The sequence below is a fragment of the Paraburkholderia sp. XV genome (assembly GCF_020177535.1).
In the GTDB taxonomy this organism is placed as follows: Bacteria; Pseudomonadota; Gammaproteobacteria; order Burkholderiales; family Burkholderiaceae; genus Paraburkholderia; species Paraburkholderia caribensis.
Genome location: NZ_JAGUUD010000005.1, coordinates 147,533 through 166,116, shown reverse-complemented (window position 1 = coordinate 166,116; position 18,584 = coordinate 147,533). Strand labels below are relative to the sequence as shown.

The window sequence follows — 18,584 nt, the reverse complement described above, 5'->3', positions numbered from 1 at the left end:
CGCCACGGCGCGCCGCCAAAACGCCCCGCACGGCAGCGGCTCATTCCGCACAAGGCGCGGCAGCAGAAGGTCTTGGCACACGGCTACGGCACGCGCGCATGGTGCAGCAGCTCACGCTCAAGGCACTGGCGGAGCAGGCGGGCTGCTCGGAGAGCCTGTTGTCGAAAGTCGAGGGCGGCCATGCGACGCCGTCGCTGGCGACCTTGCACCGGATCGCGCTCGCGCTCGATACGAACATCGCTGCGCTGGTGTCCGGTCCTGTCGCAACCGTCACGCCCGTGCAGCGCGCCAGCGAACGGCCATCCGTGCGCTTTCCCGGCGTGCAGCAGGCGTCGGGCCGGCATGGCCGCGCGGGCGGCTCGATCATGCTGGAACGGCTCGTCGTGGCGGGCCCCGGACAACTGCTGCAAGGCGACATTCACGTGCTCGAACCGCTCGCGCGCAGCGACGAGCAGATCAGCCATGCCGGCGAGGAACTGGGCTACGTGCTGGAAGGCGAACTCGAACTCACGCTTGGCAGCGAATGCTACCGGCTGCAGGCGGGCGACTCCTTCTACTTCCCGAGCACCGAGCCGCACAGCTACCGCAATCCCGGCGACTGCATTACCCGCGTGCTGTGGATCAATACGCCGCCAACCTTCTAAAGCATGCGGTTGGCTGCCGAACGAAAGTGAAACAGGAGTTCAATGTGACGGGCACCGATCTGACCCAGATGCAGCAGCCGCGCTTCGCGGGCATCCCGACTTTCATGCGCGTGCCGTTCAGCACCGACCCGAGCACCTTCGACATCGCGCTGGCGGGCGTGCCCTTCGACGGCGGCGTCACGGCGCGCCCGGGTGCGCGCTTCGGCCCGCGTGAAATCCGCAACATGTCCACGATGATGCGCGGCATCCATCACGTGACGCGCTTCAATCCGTTCGACGCCTGTCGCGTCGCCGATATCGGCGATGTGCCGTTTACCGACCTCTATCATCTCGAACGCGCGCACGATGATATCCGCCGCTTCTTCGAACCGGTGTTCCGCGCCGGCAAGCTCGCGCTGACGGCGGGCGGCGATCACTCCATCACCTATCCGATCTTCCAGGCGCTGGCGCCGCGCGAGCCGATCGCGCTGGTGCATATCGACGCGCACACCGACACCTGGGATTCGTTCAAAGGCTCGAAATTCACGCACGGCGCGCCGTTTCGCCGCGCGGTCGAAGCAGGTCTGCTCGACCCCAGGCGCACCATTCAGATCGGCATTCGCGGGGCGCAGAATTCGGACGAAGGCTGGCGCTACTCGCTCGATCACGGCATGCGCGTCGTGTTCATCGAGGAGTTCGACGCGCTCGGGGCGGCCGCTGTTGCGGCAGAAGCGCGGCGCATCGTCGGCGATGCGCCTGTTTATCTTTCGCTCGATGTCGACGGGCTCGACCCGGTGTTCACGCCGGGCACGGGCACGCCGGAAGTGGGCGGTCTCACGACCCGTGAGACGCAGGCGCTGCTGCGCGGTCTCGATGGGCTCAACTGGGTCGGCGGCGACGTGGTCGAAGTGTCGCCGCCTTACGATCCGAGCGGCAACACCGCGCTCGTCGCCGCGACGCTGATGTACGAAATACTGTGCCTGCTCGCGAGGCGCGCGAGCAGCGAGCACCGTTAGCAGGCGGCCATCGCGCTACTGCTTGCCCTTCCACGGCACGAGCTTGCGCTCCAGCGCGCGCATGCCGAGATCGAACAGCCACGCAATCGCGCCGATCAGCACGATGCCCATCACGACCACGTCGGTGCGCAGAAAGCTCGACGCGTTGAGCACCATCTGTCCGAGCCCTGCCGTCGCCGCGACCATCTCGGCGGCGACCAGCGTGGTCCAGCCGAAGCCGATCGCGATGCGCAGCCCCGTGAGAATCTCCGGCAGCGCCGCGGGCAACACGACGTGCAGCACGACCTGCCTGAAGTTCGCGCCGAGCGACCACGCGGCATTGATCTGCTCGACGGTTGCGCTGCGTACGCCCGCACGCGCGGCCATGGCAATCGGCGCGAAGCACGCGAGCCAGATGACGACAAGCTTCGCCGTTTCGTCGATGCCGAACCAGATCACCACGAGCGGCAGATACGCGAGCGGCGGCAGCGGCCGGTAGAACTCGATGGGCGGATCGAGCAGACCGCGCGCAACGCGGCTCACGCCCATCAGCACGCCGATGGGTACGGCCGTCACGCAGGCGAGCGCAAATGCGCCGAACACGCGGATTGCGCTCCACATCAAGTGTTCCGACAACGGCAGTCCGCCCTGGATGCGGCCGTTCCATGCGTCGGCGAATGCGCGCCAGACGGCCTCCGGCGACGGCAGAAACAGCGGCGGCACCCAGCCGAAGTGCGACGAGGCCCACCACAGCAGCAGCAAGGCCGCCACGCAAAACGTGCTGAGCGCGGCGGTCGGCCCTTCGCCGGGCATGCCGCGATTCGACTTGCGCCTGCGCGTGCGCGTGCGTGGCGCGTCGGCGTCGGCGCGGCGCGATGCACGCACGCGGCCCGTTGCGTTTTGCCGCGAAGAATCGATCGAGTTCATCAGGCGGCCTCCCGCACCGTCTCATGCAAGCGGCGCGTCAAACGCTCGCGCCACTCGATAAAGCCCGCCGACGACTTCACCGCGCGCGCATCGCGCGATGCGAGATATGCGCGCGCGAACGGCAGCTCATGCACTTCCGCGACGCGTCCCGGACCCGGCGTCATCAGCACGGGACGCGTCGCGAGAAACAATGCCTCTTCGACGCTGTGCGTGATGAAGAACACCGTCTTTTGCGTGCGCGACCAGACGTCGAGCACGAGTTCCTGTACCGTTTCGCGCGTGAGCGCGTCGAGCGCGCCCATCGGCTCGTCCATCAACAGCACTTGCGGGTCGCTCGCCAATGCGCGGGCGATGCCCACGCGCTGCTGCATGCCGCCCGACAGCGCGTACACCCTGGCGTTCGCATGCCGCTCCAGGCCGACCAGCGCTAGGGTGCGCCGCGCGATCTCGTGCCGCTCGTCGCGCGCGACGCCGCGAAAGCGAAGTCCGAGCGCCACGTTGTCGAGCACGTTGAGCCACGGCATCAACGCATGCTTCTGAAACACCACGCCGCGCTCGGCGCCCGGTCCTTCGATCGGCGCATCGTTCAGCCGCACCTCGCCTTGCGTGGGATCGACGAAACCGGCGATGCAATTGAGCAGCGTGGTCTTGCCGCAACCCGACGCGCCCAGCGCGACGACGAATTCGCCGCTGTCGATGCGCAGATCGACGCCCGCGAGCGCAGGCTCATCCGCACCGTCATAGGTCACGCCGACGCCGCGGATTTCCAGCGCGCTCATCGCGCGGCCTGTTGCGCGAAGCGAGGATTCACCGCGCCCGAATAGTCGGGCAGCACGTTCTGGATCGTGCCCTGCGTCTTCAGGAAGGCCGCCGTCGCCGCCAGCGATGCCACCGCGCCCGACTGCTTGCCGCCGCCGAGCCACGTCGGCGACGCCTGTTCCGCGGGCGTCGGGAATGCGTACAACGCCAGGCTTGCGGGCACGTCGGCGGGCGCTGCGCCCGACTCCTGCGCGACGGCCTGCACCTCCTTCGACGCGGGCGTCCACGCCGCCTTGTGATCGCGATACTGCGCATCCGTTTCGGCCAGCACCTTGACGAGGCCCGTCATGAACGCGGCATTGTCGCGCTCGAACTGGCGCGCGGCGACGAAGCCGTCGAACGTCGCCTTGCCCGATTCCTTCGCGACTTCGCCCGACGTGATCAGCACCTTGCCGTTCTGTTTGACCTTCGCGAGCACCGGGTCCCAGATGTACGTCGCGTCGATATTGCCGCGCTGCCAGGCGGCCGCGACCTCGGGCGGACGCAGGTTGAGGATCTTCACCGTCGACGGATCGACGCCCGCCTGCTGCAACGCGACGAGCGCATGGAAGTGCGACGTCGACACGAACGGCAGGCCGATCGTCTTGCCCTTCAGGTCGGCGAGCTTCGTCACGCCCGAGCCGTCGCGCGCGACGAGCGCTTCCGCGTCGTTGATGTTGTCGAGAATCCAGAACAGCGACAGGTCCACGCCCTGCGACAGCCCCGCCGCGATCGGGCTGGAACCCGCTTCGCCGAGCTGGATCGAGCCGGACGCGAGCGCGCGGATCACATCCGCGCCGCTGCCGAGCTTGCGGTACGTCACCTTGTAGCCGGTGGCTTTTTCGACGGCACCCGTGACCTGCGCGTAACGCCACGGCACGACCATGTCCTGATAGCCGATCACGACTTCGCGGGTGTCGGCGTGGGCGGGCGAGACGATCGCGGCCGCCGCCACGACGAACGCGGCGGCGTGCAACGCGCGGCGCAGGAAAGAGAGAGTGTGGTTCATCGGAAGATTGCGTGCTGGTTATGGAAACTGCATGAGGCTTCCGACTATAGGCACTTCTTGCCGCCGTCGTTCGAATGTTTCGTGCGTAGCAAATTACGCCGTTGCAGCTTTGCTTTTCATGCGGAAACAGCGAAAGCCGCTGATATCGCTGCACGGGCCGGTTTGTGCATTCGGCGAGCCGGATTCGCGCGCTTGCCGTATCGTATTTCGCGCACGCTGCGCAATCCGCTCATTGCATTGCGCTTACCGCTTTTCACCTTTTCGGCAAGGGCTTCCATCATGACCCGATCCCGTCAGTTGCATCTCGGCGCATTCATGCGTCCCGTCAGCCTGCATACGGGCGCGTGGCGCTTTCCCGGCGCGTACCCCGACGCAAACTTCAACATCGCGCACCTCAAACGCTTCGTGCAGACGCTCGAACGCGCGTGCTTCGACGCATTCTTCATGGCCGATCATCTGGCCGTGCTCAACATGCCGCCCGCCGCGCTCAGGCGCAGCCACACCGTGACGTCGTTCGAGCCGCTGACGCTGCTCGCCGCGCTGTCGTCGGTGACGGAGCGCATCGGCCTGATCGCCACCTCGTCGACGACGTTCGACGAGCCATACCACGTCGCGCGCCGTTTCGCTTCGCTCGATCATCTGAGCGGCGGGCGCGCCGGCTGGAATCTCGTGACCACCTCCAATCCCGATGCGGCGCTGAACTTCGGTCTCGAAGCGCATGTCGAGCACGGCGAGCGCTATCACCGCGCGCGCGAGTTCTACGACGTCGTTACAGGCCTGTGGGATAGCTGGGCCGACGACGCGTTTGTCCGCGACGTCGAAAGCGGCGTCTTTGTCGACACGGAGCGGATGCACGTGCTCGGCCACAAAGGCGAGCATCTGTCGGTGCGCGGTCCGCTGAACATCGCGCGGCCGGTTCAGGGCTGGCCCGTCGTCGTGCAGGCGGGATCGTCGGAAGCGGGACGCCAGATCGCCGCCGAAACGGCCGACGCCGTGTTCACCGCGCCGCCCTCCCTCGCCGAAGGCCAGCGCTTCTACGCCGACGTGAAAAGCCGCGTCGAACGCGCGGGCCGCGACCCGGAGCATCTGAAGATTTTGCCGGGCGCGTTCGTGGTGGTCGGCGATAGCGTCGATGAAGCGCGCGAAAAGCGCGCGCTGCTCGATACTTTCGTGCACTACGACAGCGGCATCGCGTCGCTGTCAATCGCGCTCGGCCACGACGTGTCGCAACTCGATCCGGATTCGCTGCTACCCGAGATTCCCGAGAGCAATGCCAGCAAGAGTTCGCGGCAACGCGTCGTCGATTGGGCGCGTCGCGACCAGTTGACCATCCGCCAGCTTGCGCAGCGCATTGGCGGTTATTCGGGGCTGGAGATGGTCGGCACGCCCGCGACCATCGCCGACCAGATGGAGCAATGGCTGACCGAGCGCGGCTCGGACGGTTTCAACGTGATGTTTCCGTATCTCCCCGGCGGCCTCGACGATTTCGCCGATAAAGTCGTGCCCGAGCTGCAACGGCGCGGCATTTTCCGGCGCGCGTACGAAGGCACGACGCTGCGCGACCATCTCGGCTTGCCGCGTCCCGAAAACCGTTTCTTCACGCAGCGCGGCGCGAGCTAGACGGGCACCGCCTCGCGCAGAAAATCCACCAGCGCCGACTGCACCGCGTTCATCGCGCCGCCCGCGCCGACGAGCGCGAGCTCGGTGGGCGGCAGACGCGGCAGGTCGAAGCACACGCTATGCTCGGGCAGCACGGCCGTGGTGGGCAGCACGGTAATGCCGAGGCCCGAAGCAACGGCCGCCTGAATGCCCGTCAGGCTATGGCTGCCGAACGCGACGCGCCAGCTTCGCTGCGAATGATCGAGACTGCGGATCGCGCGCTTGCGGTACACGCAGCCTTGCGGAAACAACGCCAGCGGAATCGGCTCGCCGTCCTCGGGCGGCACTTCGATCATGCGCCCGCGCACCCACACGAGCGTTTCGGGCCACGATGCGAGACATGGCCCGCTGCCCGGCTCGCGTTTGACGAGCGCAATCTCGATCTCGCCGCCCGACAGCTTGCGGTGCAGATCGGCGCTCATGCCCGCGACCGTTTCGAGCCGCGCTTCGGGCCGCGCCTTGACGAAGCCCGACAAGATCGACGCCATGCGCTTCGCGTCGAAGTCTTCCGGCACGCCGATACGGATAGGCGTACGCCAGACGTCGCTCGCGAGCGCGTCTTGCGCCTCCTGCGAGAGCGCGATCAGGCGGCGCGCATATTGCGTGAGCAGCTCGCCGTGCTCGGTCGCGGTCACCAGGTTGCCCGTGCGGTCCCGCATCAGCAGCGTGCGGCCAACCAGTTCCTCGAGGCGCCGCACCTGCTGGCTGACCGTCGACTGGGTGCGGTGCACGCGCTCGCCGGCCCGTGTGAAGCTGCCTTCGTCCACCACGCAAACCAGCGTCTTCAGAAGTTCGAGATCGAGCATGGCGAAGGCCTCATATTTACATTTCCACTGAGCACGTCATTCTAATTTAATTTCCCAATATGCAACGCGCGGCTTAGTCTGTGTTCCCTATCGACATCCATGAACAAGGAACCGCTCATGTCACTCGGCAACACACCGCGCCCGTCGTGGCTGACCTTCGACTGCTACGGCACGCTGATTCAATGGGACGAAGGGCTGCTGGACGCCGTCACCGCGATCCTCGCGGCCAAACAAGCCGCCGCGATCGATCCGCGTGCGTTCATCGCCGTCTACGACAGGCACGAGCACGCGCTGGAGCAGACGCCACCGCACCGCTCGTTCCGCGAAGTCGCGGGCCACGCGCTGCGCATCGCACTGGAGGAATTCGATCTGCGCGCCGACGACAACGACATCCGCCTGCTGACCAGCCGCATCTCCGCGATGCCGCCCTTCCCCGAAGTGACGGGCACGCTGCGCGCGCTGAAGGAAGCGGGCTACCGGCTGTGCATCGTGTCGAATACCGACGACGACGTGATCGCCGGCAACGTCGCGCAGCTTGGCGGCTATATCGACCGCGTGATTACCGCGCAGCAGGCAGGCGCCTACAAACCCGACCGGCGGCTTTTCGACTATGCTCACGAACAGCTAGGCGTATCGCGCGACGACGTGGTGCATATCTGCGCAAGCCCGCATCTGGATCACGCGGCGGCGCGCGACATCGGCTTTCGCTGCGTGTGGATAGACCGCGGCACGGGCCGCCAGCGCCTGCCCGACTACACGCCCGACGCCACGCTTGCGACGCTCGACCGGGTGCCGCCGCTGTTCGCGTCGCTCGGCTGGTGAAACGTGCAAAGGACCTGTCATGGCACATACGCTCAACGTCAATACGGCCGCTGTCGCGCGTCGCGCCGCGCTCGACTCCGACGCGGTGCACACGGCCCGCATCGAACTGGCCGCGTGTTTTCAGCTCGCCGCGCAGCATGGCCTTGAAGAAGGCGTGTGCAATCATTTTTCCGCTGTCGTGCCGGGACATGACGATCTGTTCTTCGTCAATCCGTATGGCTTCGCGTTTTCGGAAGTCACCGCGTCGCGCCTGCTGGTCTGCGATTTCGACGGTAATGTGATCGAAGGCGACGGCAGCCCGGAAGCGACCGCGTTCTACATACACGCGCAGTTGCATCGGGCCATGCCGCGCGTGAAGGCCGCGTTTCATACGCATATGCCGAACGCGACCGCGTTGTGTCTGATCGAAGGACCGCCGCTGTTGTGGCTCGGACAAACGGCGCTGAAGTTCTACGGCCGCACCGCCGTCGACGAGCACTACAACGGCCTCGCGCTCGATACATCCGAAGGCGACCGCATCGCGGCTGCCATGGGCGACGCGGACATCCTGTTTCTGAAGAACCACGGCGTGATGGTGGCGGGCGCAAGCATCGCCGAGGCGTGGGACGATCTGTATTACCTGGAGCGCGCCGCCGAAGTGCAACTCAAGGCGATGCAGAGCAACCGTCCGCTCAAGGCCGTGCCGCACGAGATCGCGCAGCGCGCGTACGAGCAGATGCGTCTGGGCGACAAGGAAAGCGCGCGGGCGCACCTCGACAGCGGCATACGGCGTCTGCGCGACGCGGGCAACCGCTTCGAGACATGAAGCACGCGAGCCACCCTCGCCGCCGCTACACCTGACGCGCGACGTGATCGGTGATCCGCCGCAGCTGCTGCAGCATCTGCTCGCCCGATGCCATGTAGAGCGCGCGGTCGCCCGTCAGCACGCTGGCGCGAAACGTCTGCAGCGCATGCTTCAGCGGTTCGTACCTGAGCACGGACGCCGCGCCGTCCACGCGATGAATCCACTGCCGCAAGACATCCGGCCCGGCTTCGCCGAGCATGCCTTCGAGCTCGTCGGCATCCGTCGTCATGGTCTGGACGATGATGTCTATCAGCTTCTCGTCGCGCCCCGTACTGCCGAAGCTCCGATTGATCGCGTCCCAGTCGAGATCGGGAAGTTCGCCTGGCTCCGACGCTGCGGCAAGTCCCGGCGCATGAGGCGTGACGCGCGGCGCGTCCACCGGCGACGCGGGCCGTCCGTCGCTCGCCAACGCGCAGTGCCCCTGCAGGCACTGCGGCGCGAACCGGGTGAGGCACGCAAGCAGGTCGTTGAGCTTGGCCGGCTTGTACAGGCATTCATCCATGCCGGCGGCCAGGCACTCGTCGCGCTCTTCCCGCCCCACGCTCGCCGTCAGTCCGACGATGGGCATGCGACGTGCGTCACCCGTCCGCTCGCGCACGCGGGTTGCCAGTGTGTAGCCGTCGATCTCGGGCATGTGACAGTCGGTGATGAGCAGCGCATAGTCCGCCGACGCGATCGCCTTCAGCGCCTGCACGCCGTCTTCGACGGTGTCGCACGTGCAGCCGAGCAGTTCCAGTTGCTGCCGCAGCAGATGCCGGTTGATCGCGTTGTCTTCGGCGATCAGGATGAGCGCGTGATCGCGCAGCGCATCGGCGCGGCTGCGCGGCGCGGCGGGCGCGAGCGCCGATGCCGCGGATTCCAGTCCCAGTTCGGCGTCCCCGTGCAAGACGGCATTGCATACGGCAGCCACGCCGCCGAGCGTCACGGGATACACGCAGAGGTAGCAGACGTCGCCCATGCGGTCATAGCCGCTGGATTTGGTGACTGCAGTCGTGGGAACGACGGGAATGCCGCCCACCTGCATCTGAATCGCGCTTTTCGGCGTGCCCTGCACGAGTGGTGGATTCGCCGGCGGGCTTTGCGCTGTCAGCTGGTCGTCGATAATCAGCCGGCAGTCCGCCGGCAAGCTATCCGGGGAAAGCGCTGCATCAGGATCGAGGATCGCCACCGTGCCGCCGAAAGTTTGCAGCGCCTGAGTCAGGCTGCGCAGCACAGACGCTTCGCGAACACGCAGACCGACGGTGATCCCAGCCAGCGGATAGCTCTGAAACCTGCTTTGGTTCACTTCCAGCGGAATGCGGAACTCCACCTGTGTGCCGCGCCCCACCTCGCCTGACATGCCGATGGTGCCGCCGAGCATGGCCACCAGCCGCCGTGAAATCGTCAAGCCAAGACCTGTGCCTCCAAAGCGGCGTGTCGTCGAGGCTTCGGCCTGCACGAAGGGCTGAAAGAGGCGCGCCCGCTGATCCGGGCTGATGCCGATTCCCGTGTCGCTCACGCGCCAGACAATGGTTTGCCTGCCGTCGCCTTCGTGGCCTTCGTTGCCTTCATTGGTTTCGCCCGCGAGTTCGACGTCGAGTCTGATACTGCCTTCCGAGGTGAACTTGATCGCGTTGCTGAGCAGGTTGAAGAGAATCTGCCGTAGCCGCACGCCGTCGCTCCACACCACGGGCGCAATCGCCGCGTCGATGCACAGCACCAGTTTCAGCCGCTTCTCCTGGGCGCGCCAGAAAAACAGCGCGAACGTGCTCGTGCACAGATCGCGGATATCGACAGGCACCCGCTCCAGCGCGATCTTGCCGGCTTCGATCTTCGAGTAATCGAGAATGTCGTTGAGAATTTGCAGCAGCGATTCGGCCGCCTGCGAGATCAGCTTCACCTTGACCGCCTGGTCGGGGCGCAGGTTGCTGTGCGCGAGCAGTTCGATCAGTCCCAGCACGGCGCTCATCGGCGTGCGTATTTCATGGCTCATCGCCGCGAGAAACTCGCTCTTCGCGCGCGACGCCTGCTGCGCCGCATCGCGCGCCTCGGCCAGCGCGACGGCATGCTGATGCTGTTCTTCGGCGTCGCTCCAGTAACCGTTCCAGACGAGATCGCCCTGCTCGACCCGATGCGGCACGGCGTGCAGCCGGGTCCACCGGTACGCGCCGTGGCGCTGCACGCGCAGTTCGCGGCTCACGGGCGCGAGCGTGTGCATGGCGTTGCGCGCCTCGCGTTCGAGATCGGCGCGGTCGTCGGGATGCACGGAGGCGAGCACCGACCCCGGGCTCGCTTGCAGTTCGGCGCTGGTCTTGCCGAACATGTCGACGGTATTGCCGCTCAGCCAGAGAATCTTCGAGCCCCCGCCGTTGCCCTGCCGATACTGAAACGCCGTCGCCGGCAACTGGCTGGTGACGTCGATCAGCCGCAACTCCGCTTCGCGCCGTTCCCGCGCTTCCTTGTGCAGCACGCGGCGCGAGCGCCACAGCACGGCGATCACGGCCAGCAGCGCCAGCGCAATGGGTGCGAAGCGCATGGCGATATCTTTCCACGACGGCCCAAGCTCGTAGTTCGCGCCGAAGTAGCGGTTCTGGATCGCGAGCCGCTCGGTGTCGGGCAAGGCCGCCAGCGCGCGGTCGATCAGCGGCATGAGCCGGACAGCCAGCTTCGGCGCGACGGCAAAGCCCGTCTGCAGCGCCGCGCCGCCCGAGCCGACGATGCGCAGATTGCCGCCATGCATGCGCTGCAGCATGTAGTGGGCCGTCGCCAGGTCGTCGACGTAGAGATCGGCGTTCCCCTCGGCGACCGCGTTCATGCCCGCCGCCACGTCGGGCACCACCACGATGCGCGCTTTCGGCGCCGCCGCCATCACCAGCCCGCGTAGACCGCCGCCCTCCGTCACGGCCACCCGTTTGCTGTCGAGGTCGCGCATCTGCGACAACGCAGGCGCGTCGATGCGGCCCACGGCGACTACCGGAAACGTCGCATAGGGGCGCGACACCGGCACGCCGCGCAAGGCGGGATCGCGCAGAATCGCGACGGCGTTCATATCCAGATCCCCCGCCTGCAACGCATCGACGGCGGCGTCGAGGCTCGCCTCATGGGCGCGTATGAAGCTGATCCCCAGCTGGTTCGACAGATAGCGCAGATAGTCCTGCGCCATGCCGTGCGTCTGGCCGCTGTCGTCGACGTAGCTGTAGGGCGGAAGCCCGTTGTCCACGGCCACGCGCAGCGGCGGCAGCGTACGCAGCCACGCGCGCTCGTCGTCAGTGAGAAAAAACGGCCCGGCGGTTTCCCTGGAGATCGGACCCGCGCTCATCCAGCGGCTCAGAATGCGTTGACGCACGTCGTCAGGCAGCGCGCCGAGCCGCTCGTCGATGCCGTCGCGCAGCGCCTTGCGCGAATGAGGAAAGCCGAAATGGATGCTGCTTTCCGTCTCGCGGTAGCGGTTGATTTCCGCCAGTCCGGCGAACTCCGGCTGCGACAGCAGATAGTCGGCGACGGGCAGCAGCGTGATCAACACGTCCGCCTGCTTACGCTGCACGGCGCGCAAGCCCTCCTGTTCACTGCGCACTTGCACGAACGTCGCATCGGGATAGCGCTCGCGGGACACCTGCTCGATATACGTGCCCACTTCCACGGCGATGCGCTTGCCGGTCAGTCGAGGCGCTGTGCCATTGCGCGCCGCCTCCGCCGCGCGCCCGACCACGACGAAATCGGCATCGAAATAGGGCTGCGACAGCAGCAGACAGCGCCGCGCGACGATGGGCATTTGCACGGTGAGCACGACGTCGATGGAGCCGGCGCAGGCCGCCGCCGTCACCGACTGCTGATCGGGGAAAGTCACGACCCGCACTTGCGCGGACGGGTCGAGCGTGGCCTTCAGAATATCGACCGCAGCGCCGGAAAGCTGGCCGTCATTGACAATCGTGATGGGCGGCAGGCCGCCTCCCCCGACGCCCACCGTGACAACGGAGGGCGGACGCTCGTGGGGCGGCTTCTGCGCAACGCTATCGGCCGATGCTGCCGCGAGCATCGCGCCCAGGAGCCAGCACAGTTTGATGCAACAGTTCCGCATAGTGTTCATGGAAGGCGGGCGCTGACGTCACGTTGGTCAATCCATGATAGTGCCCCGACAGCGTGTTCGGGACCCGCCTTGCAAAGGCTAGCGCGCAAGCGATAAAACACGCGCACAGGCGGCTCAGGCCAGTTCGACCGTCACTTCGTCGAGCGCGCGAAACGGCGCGAGCAGCGCGTCGTCGGCCGTGGCGGACGTAATCAGCCGCCAGTCGCGTTGCAGCGGCGTCCAGTGCTGCTGGCGCGCGCGGCCGAGCTTGTCGGAATCGGCGAGCACGATGATCTCCGCTGCACGCGACACGATGCACTCCTTCAGATACGCCTGCTGCGCCGACGCTTCGCACAGGCCGAAGCCGGCGACCACGCCGTCCGCGCCGAGAAACGCGCAATCGACGGTCAGGCGGCTGAGGATGAGTTCCGCCAGCGGCCCGAGCGTGCTCATGCTGGAGCCGCGCAGCTCGCCGCCGATCAGCGTGAGCCGCACGCCGGGCGCGTTGGCGAGCGCCGTGACCGCGAGCAGATTGTTGGTGACCACATGCAGTTCTTCACGGGTGGACAGATGCCACGCGAGACTGGCGCAGGTCGTGCCGCCGTCGAGCAATACCGTGTCGCCGTCGCGCACATGCAGCGCGGCTGCCTGCGCGATCGCTTCCTTCTGTTCGCGCTGCGCGGCCTTGCGTTCCTCGAGCGATGCTTCCGGTTCATGTACGCCGACCAGCGCGGTCGCGCCGCCATACGTGCGCACCAGGCGCTTCTGTTTTGCCAGCGTCGTCAGGTCACGCCGGATCGTTGCTTCCGACACGTTCAGCGCCGCGCACAACTGTTCGACGTTGGCGTCGCGCGTGCGGACGAGTTCGAGAATCGCCTGATGACGGTCGGTCGTTTTCTTCACGTTTCTCGAGAGTCTGGGAAGGGGGCTCGATCTTACACCAGCCCCTTTTGGCAATCACCTGCGCGTCGCCAGTTCCGCGCCCTGGCGCAGCGCTTCGAGCATGCTGCCTTCGTCGACGACACCCTTGCCGGCGATATCGAATGCCGTACCGTGATCGACCGACGTGCGGATCACTTCCAGCCCCACCGTCACGTTCACGCCCGCTTCGAGGCCGAGCACCTTGACGGGGCCGTGGCCCTGATCGTGGTACATCGCGACCACCAGATCGAAGTCGCCGCGACCGGCGCGGAAGAACAGCGTGTCGGCGGGCAGCGGGCCCGTGACGTCCAGACCGCGTTCCTGCAGCAGCTTCACGGCGGGGATGATCTTCTCTTCTTCTTCGCCGTAGCCGAACAGGCCGTTTTCGCCCGCATGCGGATTGATCCCGCACACGCCGATGCGCGGATGCTCGATGCCCGCCTTCACGAGCGTCGCGTTGCCGCGTTCGATGGTCCGCTGCACCAGGCCCGGCTCGATCTTGCGGATCGCGTCGATGATGCCGATGTGCGTCGTCACGTGGATCACGCGCAGTTGCGGCGCCACGAGCATCATCGATACTTCGTCGACGCCCGTCAGATGCGCGAGCATCTCCGTGTGCCCGGGATACTTGTGCCCGCCTGCGTGCAGCGCTTCCTTGTTGAGCGGCGCGGTGCAGATCGCGTCGATCTCGCCCGCCTGCGCGAGTTCGACCGCGCGCTTGATGTACTGATACGCGGCATTGCCCGCCACGGCCGACAGCTGGCCGAACGGCAGATCGTCGGGAATCAGGCCGAGGTCGATGCAGTCGATCGTGCCCTGCTCGTAGCGTGCATCGGATGCGTCCTCGATACGGCGAATCGTCATGGTCCCGCCGACGATCTGGTTCGCGCGTTCGAGGCGCTTCGCGTCGCCGATCACGAGCGGACGGCATTGCGCGTAGACCGACGCGTGCGCGAGGCTCTTGACGACGACTTCTGCGCCGACGCCCGCTGCATCGCCCATCGTGATGCCGATTACGGGAAGGTAGTTGCTCATGATGTGATCTCGTGGGTACGTGCTGTTCATACGCGGACGTCAGTGTGAAACGACGTCGCGTTCGGTTTCATTGCGCAGGGTCAACCATGCGGCATACAGCGCGTGATCGGTGCCGAAAGCGCCCGCTTTCGTCACGACGCCGGGACAATGCGCGCGGGTCGCGTCGAGCGGCCTCGCCACCGCGACGCCTGCTTCGACTTCGGCCAGCAACTGCAGATTGCCGATACGCGCGGCGGCCAGCATTGCGCGCGCGGTCTCGCCGCCCGTCGCGATCAGGCCGCCCGTTTTGGTGAAATGCGGCTCGACCAGCGCCGCGAGCGCCGCCGACAGCTGCGCGCCTTCGGCGGGATCGAACGCGTCGTCGCGGCCGATGCGCAGCAGCAGATCGACACCCGCCTGCAGCGATACGCCGATCTGTTCCCGCAGCGCGCGCCAGTCACGATGACGCTCGCCTTCGCGCAGCACGACGGGCGGCACGATCAGTTCCTCGACGCCGCCGCGCTCGCGCAGCATCGCGCATTGACGCTCGCTGACAGCCGACAGGCTGCCCACCAGAATCAGGATCGGCCCGCCGGGAAACGTGCCGCTGCCGGACTTGCGTCCTTCAGCATCGGCAGGGGAATCGAGCGCTGCGATCTCGCGCGCGAGCCCGCCCGATCCAACCCAGAAGAACGCCGCATCGCTTTGCAGCGTGGCGCGGGCCAGCGCGCGCAGCGCCGCCTCGCTTTGTGTATCGACGATCAACGCCTGTACGCCGTTCGCCGCCATTGCGCCGATGCATACGGCGAGCGTTTCGGGTTCGCCTGCGAGCGCCTCGGCGTCGAGCCGGTCCGTTGTCAGACCGGCGGCTTCGAGTTGCGCCGCGATGCCGGCGGGAACGCCCGCATGCTCCAGCTTCCATGTGGCCGTCTGTTCGAGCGGCTCGCCGTGCACGAACACACGGCCTTCGCGTACCGTGCGGCCTGTCGCCGGAAATGCCGGTGCGACGATTGCCATGCCCGCCAGCGCCTGCAAACCGGCGACTTCCGCTGCCCAGTTGCCGCGCAGCGTCGAATCGATTTTCTTGTAGAGCCGCTGATCGCGCGCGCTCATCTCGGCGTACGCCGCCGACGTGCGTGCCGCTGCATCGCGAGGCGTGAGACGGCGCGTGTCGGTATCGACGGCGATCGTGTCCGCGCCGTCGTGCGCGGGCGTGCGCGTCGCCTCCAGTGTGACGACCGTCCGATGCCCCGCGCTCGCGAAACCGATCGCGCAGTCCGCGGCGCCCGACAGGTCGTCCGCGAGAATCAGAATCTTCATCGTGCCAGCCCTTCGCGATTCTTCGTGCGCGCGCCTTGCTGGCGCTGCTGATAGCGCTTCGCCACCTGCGCGGTGAGGATCGGCGACAGGATCGCCGTGACCACGACGCAGGCGGCGACCAGCAGCGTCGCGCTCTGCGCCGCTTCGTTGTACACCGGGTTCGCCGCCGCGACGAGCGCGGGGACGGCCGCCGCGTTGCCCGCCGTATTGGCTGCCGCCACACCCGCCACACCCGTGCCGCCCGTCAGGCGGTCGGCGAAGTACAGCGGAATGCCCGTCACGATCACCACCGCAATGCCAAGGCCGATGCCGAGCAGCCCGGCTTGCCAGACCTTGTGGAGATCGAGGCCCGCGCCCAGCGCCAGCGCGAAGAACGGAATCATCACGGGCACGGCCTTCGCGAGAAAGTCGCGCATTTCACGGTCCAGGTTGCCGAGCAGCATGCCGAGCGCGAGCGGCAGAATGCTGCCCACCAGCGTCTGCCACGGAAACGCCGACAGACCGGCGACGCCGAGCGTCACCATGGTCAGGAACGGACCCGATTCGAGCGACATCAGCGTGTACGCGCCGACGTCTTCCGAGCGCCCATACTGGCCCATCAACGCCATGTAGAGACCGCCGTTGGTATCGTTCATCGCCGCGACCACGGCGAGCGTCGAGATACCCGCGAACAGGCCCGACGACACGGGATGCTCGCCGAGCACATGCCCGAGAATCACGCCGACGATCACCGCTGCGCCCACCTTCGTCACGAGCAGCGCGCCGCCCTTCTTCATCAGATACGGCGTGGCCTTCACGTCGATGCTCGCGCCCATGCAGACATAGAACACGGCAAGGATGGGCAGCGCGCCCGTGAACAGCGCATTCGTGAACGAGCCGAAGAACTTCGGCATGCCTGGCAGGAACGTCGCCACCAGCGAGCCGATGAGCAGCGGCACGATCATCATGCCGCCGGGGATGCGCTCGATCGAGCGTTTGATGGGAATCTGAACCATGCGAGTCTCCTGGCCTTATTGGGCGCCGCGTCTATCCGCGATTTTGATTGAAACAGTCATCACTCGATCGAATCGATCAGTTTGGAGTGTAGACCGTTTGATCGAATTGCGCAATTCGCTCATCAATTTGCGCAAAGTGATCATTTTTTGGGAGGGCATGCGAGCGCGGCCCCGAACGCCTTCGTTGAATGGATTAACCGCGCCGCACATTCAGGCGACGCTCCGCAGACGCCTATATCCACGGGTATCGGTCGAATGACCGATCGCGCGCGAAAACGCTCGCGGTATAGTGAGGCTCGATAAAAGACCCGTACCGTTATGCAGACCTCGTCAGGCTCATCCGGCGGCCCCGTCGTTCGCGTCTTCGATGCCGTGAAGGCGCTCGCCTTCATCGGCGATCTGAGCATGGGCCAGCCGACGGATCACTCCATCCGCACCGCATGGCTCGCCATGCGGCTCGCACAAGCGGCAGACCTCGGCGAAGCGGCCGTGGTCGCCGTTCGCGAGGCGTCGCTGTTGCGCTGGTCGGGCTGCACGGCGAACGCGTCGGGCTTCGCGGAAGCGCTCGGCGACGATGTCGCTAGCCGCGAAGCGATGCTCGCGCTCAAGCCGGACTGGGCGCGCCCAATGGCATTGCAAGGCGATGTCGGCGCGGTCATGACGCCGCTTGCGCGCATTCATTGCGAAGTATCGGGCGAAGCGGCGCGCATGCTCGGTCTCGGGCAAGACACGCAAGCCACGCTGCGGCACGTGTTCGAATCATGGGACGGCACGGGCACGCCTGACCGGCTCGCCGGCAGCGCCGTGCCTGTCACCGTGTTCATCGTGGCGCTGGCAGGCGAACTGGAAATCTTTTCGCGCACCTACGGGATCGACCGCGCGAGCGCGCTGATCGGCCAGCGCGCCGATGCGCGCTACCCGGACAAGCTCGCGCGGCTCGCCGTCCGGCTCGCGCCGCAATGGCTCGACGAACTGGCCCGGGCCGACGCGGCGTCCATCGATGCCGCGCTGATGACCCAGCAGATGAACGACGTCACGCCCGTCGAACTCGTAGCGGACATCATCGATCTCAAACTGCCGTGGATGACGGGCTATTCGCGCAGCGTCGCGGCGACGGCCGCGTCGTGCGCGGCGCGCTTCGCACTCGATGCGAACGCGCAAAACCGGCTCTATTGCGCAGGCCTCGTTCATGGCGTGGGCCGCGCCGCCGTGCCGAATCCCGTCTGGGACGCACCCGCCCGTCTGTCGCCGGCGGCGTGGGAGAAAGCGCGTCTCGTGCCGTACTGGACGTCGCGCGCGGGAAGGCAGACAGGCTCGCTCGCCGAGGCGGCCGAACTCGGCTCATACGCGTACGAACGGCTCGACGGCTCGGGCTATTTTCGCGGCGTGTCGGGCGCCGCGTTGCCGGTCGAAGCGCGCATTCTCGCGGCGAGCGCCGCTTGGGTCGCGATGCGCGCAACGCGTCCGTGGCGTGCCGCGCTCACGCAGGACGAAGCCGCGAAGCTGTTGCACGAAGAAGCTGCACTAGGCCGGTTCGACGCCGATGTCGTCCATGCATTGATCGACGAGCGTGTGGCGCCGCGGCGCGTCGTGAATCCGCGCGCGCAGACGGCGCGGCTTTCCGCGCGTGAAGTCGACGTGCTGCGCGGCATATCGCGCGGCGCGAGCAACAAGGAAGTGGCCCGCGATCTGTCCTTGAGTCCGAGCACGGTGCGCACGCACGTCGAAAGCGTATTCCGCAAGCTGGACTGCTCGACGCGCGCAGCGGCCACGCTCAAGGCCCTGGCGCTCGGCGTGCTGTGACGC

Annotated in this window: 15 protein-coding genes; 6 read left to right on the top strand and 9 right to left on the bottom strand. The window is 66.7% G+C overall.

Annotated elements, in window-relative coordinates; all coding sequences use genetic code 11:
• Positions 1-98 precede the first annotated feature (98 nt).
• Both KFO72_RS04780 and speB read left to right on the top strand, forming a co-directional pair.
• Entirely contained in the window at positions 99-644 is a 546-nt protein-coding gene (locus KFO72_RS04780; protein ID WP_054932247.1) for a cupin domain-containing protein, read from the top strand.
• A gap of 44 nt (positions 645-688) precedes the next feature.
• Complete coding sequence (gene speB / locus KFO72_RS04775) at positions 689-1,639, top strand: agmatinase (RefSeq protein WP_082670559.1); 951 nt, start codon at positions 689-691, stop codon at positions 1,637-1,639.
• Positions 1,640-1,654: 15 nt separating this feature from the next.
• Here speB and KFO72_RS04770 read toward each other — a convergent pair whose 3' ends face one another.
• The 3 genes from KFO72_RS04770 to tauA are packed head-to-tail and all read right to left on the bottom strand — an operon-like array spanning position 1,655 to position 4,352.
• Positions 1,655-2,545 carry an ABC transporter permease subunit gene (locus KFO72_RS04770; protein ID WP_225031519.1) on the bottom strand — a complete coding sequence of 297 codons (891 nt, stop codon included), beginning with the start codon at positions 2,543-2,545 and terminating at the stop codon, positions 1,655-1,657.
• Positions 2,545-3,324 (bottom strand): taurine ABC transporter ATP-binding protein, encoded by a 780-nt coding sequence (locus KFO72_RS04765; RefSeq protein WP_225031518.1) that lies wholly within the window; start codon positions 3,322-3,324, stop codon positions 2,545-2,547. The genes KFO72_RS04770 and KFO72_RS04765 overlap by 1 nt, the downstream gene beginning before the upstream one ends.
• On the bottom strand, positions 3,321-4,352 hold the full coding sequence (gene tauA, locus KFO72_RS04760) for a taurine ABC transporter substrate-binding protein (protein WP_225031517.1): 1,032 nt from the start codon (positions 4,350-4,352) through the stop codon (positions 3,321-3,323). Before tauA ends, KFO72_RS04765 begins: the two co-directional genes overlap by 4 nt.
• Before the next feature lie 279 nt (positions 4,353-4,631).
• Here tauA and KFO72_RS04755 point away from each other — a divergent pair, with 279 nt between their 5' ends.
• Complete coding sequence (locus KFO72_RS04755) at positions 4,632-5,972, top strand: LLM class flavin-dependent oxidoreductase (RefSeq protein ID WP_054932260.1); 1,341 nt, start codon at positions 4,632-4,634, stop codon at positions 5,970-5,972.
• Here KFO72_RS04755 and KFO72_RS04750 read toward each other — a convergent pair.
• Positions 5,969-6,817: a LysR substrate-binding domain-containing protein gene (locus tag KFO72_RS04750; RefSeq protein WP_054932251.1), complete on the bottom strand. Its 849-nt coding sequence runs from the start codon at positions 6,815-6,817 to the stop codon at positions 5,969-5,971. The genes KFO72_RS04755 and KFO72_RS04750 overlap by 4 nt on opposite strands.
• A gap of 117 nt (positions 6,818-6,934) precedes the next feature.
• Between KFO72_RS04750 and KFO72_RS04745 the strand changes: the two genes are divergently transcribed.
• Together KFO72_RS04745 and KFO72_RS04740 are read left to right on the top strand one after the other, a co-directional pair.
• The gene (locus KFO72_RS04745) at positions 6,935-7,639 is read left to right on the top strand and encodes a haloacid dehalogenase type II (RefSeq protein WP_062918847.1); all 705 of its coding nucleotides are present in this window, start codon (positions 6,935-6,937) and stop codon (positions 7,637-7,639) included.
• A gap of 19 nt (positions 7,640-7,658) precedes the next feature.
• Positions 7,659-8,444 (top strand): aldolase, encoded by a 786-nt coding sequence (locus tag KFO72_RS04740; RefSeq protein WP_225031516.1) that lies wholly within the window; start codon positions 7,659-7,661, stop codon positions 8,442-8,444.
• 25 nt (positions 8,445-8,469) lie between these two features.
• Here KFO72_RS04740 and KFO72_RS04735 read toward each other — a convergent pair whose 3' ends face one another.
• The 5 genes from KFO72_RS04735 to KFO72_RS04715 all read right to left on the bottom strand — a co-directional run bounded on the left by KFO72_RS04735 (position 8,470) and on the right by KFO72_RS04715 (position 16,778).
• The gene (locus tag KFO72_RS04735; protein ID WP_225031515.1) at positions 8,470-12,549 is read right to left on the bottom strand and encodes an ATP-binding protein; all 4,080 of its coding nucleotides are present in this window, start codon (positions 12,547-12,549) and stop codon (positions 8,470-8,472) included.
• A 114-nt stretch (positions 12,550-12,663) separates the two neighbouring features.
• Positions 12,664-13,431, bottom strand: a complete 768-nt coding sequence (locus tag KFO72_RS04730; protein ID WP_054932254.1) for a DeoR/GlpR family DNA-binding transcription regulator — start codon at positions 13,429-13,431, stop codon at positions 12,664-12,666.
• Between the two features lie 54 nt (positions 13,432-13,485).
• Positions 13,486-14,484, bottom strand: a complete 999-nt coding sequence (gene pdxA / locus KFO72_RS04725) for a 4-hydroxythreonine-4-phosphate dehydrogenase PdxA (RefSeq protein WP_224099337.1) — start codon at positions 14,482-14,484, stop codon at positions 13,486-13,488.
• Between the two features lie 39 nt (positions 14,485-14,523).
• Positions 14,524-15,783 carry a four-carbon acid sugar kinase family protein gene (locus KFO72_RS04720; protein ID WP_062918091.1) on the bottom strand — a complete coding sequence of 420 codons (1,260 nt, stop codon included), beginning with the start codon at positions 15,781-15,783 and terminating at the stop codon, positions 14,524-14,526.
• Entirely contained in the window at positions 15,780-16,778 is a 999-nt protein-coding gene (locus tag KFO72_RS04715; RefSeq protein WP_054932256.1) for a 2-keto-3-deoxygluconate permease, read from the bottom strand. The genes KFO72_RS04720 and KFO72_RS04715 overlap by 4 nt, the downstream gene beginning before the upstream one ends.
• A gap of 318 nt (positions 16,779-17,096) precedes the next feature.
• Between KFO72_RS04715 and KFO72_RS04710 the strand changes: the two genes are divergently transcribed.
• Positions 17,097-18,581: an HD domain-containing phosphohydrolase gene (locus KFO72_RS04710; RefSeq protein WP_225031514.1), complete on the top strand. Its 1,485-nt coding sequence runs from the start codon at positions 17,097-17,099 to the stop codon at positions 18,579-18,581.
• Positions 18,582-18,584 lie beyond the last annotated feature (3 nt).

Bases quoted from the DNA above. Each gene is read 5' to 3' on its own strand.
- KFO72_RS04755 (WP_054932260.1), top strand. From the start codon at position 4,632: ATGACCCGATCCCGTCAGTTGCATCTCGGCGCATTCATGCGTCCCGTC.
- tauA (WP_225031517.1), bottom strand. From the start codon at position 4,352: ATGAACCACACTCTCTCTTTCCTGCGCCGCGCGTTGCACGCCGCCGCG.
- KFO72_RS04740 (WP_225031516.1), top strand. From the start codon at position 7,659: ATGGCACATACGCTCAACGTCAATACGGCCGCTGTCGCGCGTCGCGCC.
- KFO72_RS04770 (WP_225031519.1), bottom strand. From the start codon at position 2,545: ATGAACTCGATCGATTCTTCGCGGCAAAACGCAACGGGCCGCGTGCGT.
- pdxA (WP_224099337.1), bottom strand. From the start codon at position 14,484: ATGAGCAACTACCTTCCCGTAATCGGCATCACGATGGGCGATGCAGCG.
- KFO72_RS04780 (WP_054932247.1), top strand. From the start codon at position 99: ATGGTGCAGCAGCTCACGCTCAAGGCACTGGCGGAGCAGGCGGGCTGC.
- KFO72_RS04715 (WP_054932256.1), bottom strand. From the start codon at position 16,778: ATGGTTCAGATTCCCATCAAACGCTCGATCGAGCGCATCCCCGGCGGC.
- KFO72_RS04735 (WP_225031515.1), bottom strand. From the start codon at position 12,549: ATGAACACTATGCGGAACTGTTGCATCAAACTGTGCTGGCTCCTGGGC.
- KFO72_RS04710 (WP_225031514.1), top strand. From the start codon at position 17,097: ATGCAGACCTCGTCAGGCTCATCCGGCGGCCCCGTCGTTCGCGTCTTC.
- KFO72_RS04745 (WP_062918847.1), top strand. From the start codon at position 6,935: ATGTCACTCGGCAACACACCGCGCCCGTCGTGGCTGACCTTCGACTGC.
- KFO72_RS04765 (WP_225031518.1), bottom strand. From the start codon at position 3,324: ATGAGCGCGCTGGAAATCCGCGGCGTCGGCGTGACCTATGACGGTGCG.
- KFO72_RS04720 (WP_062918091.1), bottom strand. From the start codon at position 15,783: ATGAAGATTCTGATTCTCGCGGACGACCTGTCGGGCGCCGCGGACTGC.
- KFO72_RS04750 (WP_054932251.1), bottom strand. From the start codon at position 6,817: ATGCTCGATCTCGAACTTCTGAAGACGCTGGTTTGCGTGGTGGACGAA.